Below are 1,999 nucleotides of genomic sequence, written 5' to 3' on the forward strand. Positions count from 1 at the left end.
ACGTCCACCCCGATCCGGCTCAAACCACTGTCCGGTTGACTGCGCCGAGTCTGAGCTTGTGTGCGAGAAATCGCGAAAACTTCGCGCATATCTTCAGTTTCGGCTGAGACGAGTGGAAATCAGGCGCGGGGGTGGGCCTGGTCGTGCACCGCGCGCAGCCGTGCCACCGTCACGTGGGTGTAGAGCTGGGTGGTGGCCAGCGTCGAATGGCCGAGTAACTCCTGCACCATGCGCAGGTCCGCGCCACCTTCCAGCAGATGGGTGGCCGCGCTGTGGCGTAGCCCGTGCGGGCCGATATCGGGCGCGCCGCCCACCGCGGCAACGGTCTGGTGCACGACGGTCCGGGCCTGCCGCTGGTCGAGACGGCCGCCGCGGGCGCCGAGCAGCAGCGCCGGCCCCGACTTGCCGGTGGCCAACGCCGGTCGGCCCGCCGACAGCCAGGATTCCAGCGCGACGGCGGCCGGCTCGCCGAACGGCACGGTGCGCTGCTTGTCGCCCTTGCCGAGAACGCGCAGCACCCGTCGCGAGGTATCGACGTCATCGACGTCGAGCCCACACAGTTCGCTGACCCGGATCCCGGTGGCGTAGAGCATTTCCACGATCAGCCGGTCGCGCAGCGCGAGTGGGTCACCCTGCTGCGCACCGGAGGTGGCCGCCGACATGGCGTCGAGTGCCTGGTCCTGGCGTAGCACCGCCGGCAGGGTCCGTCGGGCCTTGGGCATCTGCAGCCGTGCGGCCGGGTCGGCCGCCAGCAGCCCGCGTCGCACCGCCCACCCGGTGAACGTCTTGACCGCCGACGTGCGTCGCGCCAGTGTGGTGCGGGCCGCACCAGCACCGGCCTGAGCAGCCAGCCACGACCGCAGCACCGGCAGCGTCAAACCGGACAGCCCGGCTCCGGGGGCACGCTCGTCGACGAAGTCGAACAGCGACCGCAGGTCGCCACGGTAGGCCCGCCGGGTGTGCGCCGACCGGCCCCGCTCCAGGGCCAGGTGATCGTCGAATTCGGCGAGCAGGGCGTCCACGTGCCCACCGTGACAGACCGCGGCGGGACCGGTCAGATGACGCGCCGCAGTGTGTCCGGAGTGAGATCAGCCCGGGTCGGATAGCCGTCGACGGCCATGATCAGGTCGGCCTCGGCCAGCAGCGAGCGCAGCACGTGCACCACGCCGTCGGCGCCGCCGAGCGCCAGCCCGTAGGCATACGGCCGTCCGATGCCCACCGCGGTGGCCCCGAGCGCCAGTGCTTTGACGATGTCGGCGCCGCTGCGGATACCGGAGTCGAACAGCACCGGCACGCCGTTGCAGGCCTCAACCACCGCGGGCAGGCAATCGATCGCCGGCAATCCGCCATTGGCTTGGCGGCCACCGTGATTGGAGCAGTAGATGCCGTCGACGCCACCGTCGATGGCGCGTCGCGCGTCGTCGGGATGGCAGATCCCCTTGACGATCAACGGCAACGTGGTGAGCGACCGCAGCCACGGCAGATCATCCCAGGTGAGCGGGTTGCCGAAGACCTGCACGAAGTGCATGACGGCGGCCTGCGGGTTCTCCTCGGGTGGCTGGGGCAGCGCGGCGCGGAACACCGGATCGGTGTAGTAGTTCGCCAGACAGCGGCCCCGAAGTTGAGGAAAGTTCGACGTCGCCAGATCGCGGGGTCGCCAGCCGGGCACCCAGGTGTCCAGGGTGACGATGATGCCGCGGTATCCGGCAGCCTCGGCACGACTGACGAAGCTGGCGGCCAGTTCCCGGTCGGTTGGGGTGTAGAGCTGGAAAAACCCTGGGGTGTCGCCGAATTCGGTCGCGATGTCTTCCATCGGGTCCTCGGTCAGCGTGGAGATCACCATCGGAACCCCGGTGGTGGCGGCCGCTCGGGCGGCGGCCAGGTCACCGTGTCCGTCCTGAGTGCACAACCCGGTGACGCCGATGGGCGCCATGAACAGCGGGGACGGCAATGCGAGCCCGAACATCTCGAGCGACAGGTCGCGCTCGCGGTGCGCGTT

General features: G+C 69.9%; 2 protein-coding genes. Both read right to left on the bottom strand.

The annotated features are described in order from the left end of the window. Positions 1–119: 119 nt before the first annotated feature. Positions 120–1,022 (bottom strand): tyrosine recombinase XerC, encoded by a 903-nt coding sequence (locus tag ACN269_RS34085; protein ID WP_421477366.1) that lies wholly within the window; start codon positions 1,020–1,022, stop codon positions 120–122. A 32-nt stretch (positions 1,023–1,054) separates the two neighbouring features. Further along, positions 1,055–1,999 (bottom strand): alpha-hydroxy-acid oxidizing protein (locus ACN269_RS34090; RefSeq protein WP_421477368.1); only part of this gene is annotated, 945 nt, incomplete at its 5' end.

This window comes from Micromonospora sp. WMMD736 (assembly GCF_049179015.1).
In the GTDB taxonomy this organism is placed as follows: Bacteria; Actinomycetota; Actinomycetes; order Mycobacteriales; family Micromonosporaceae; genus Micromonospora.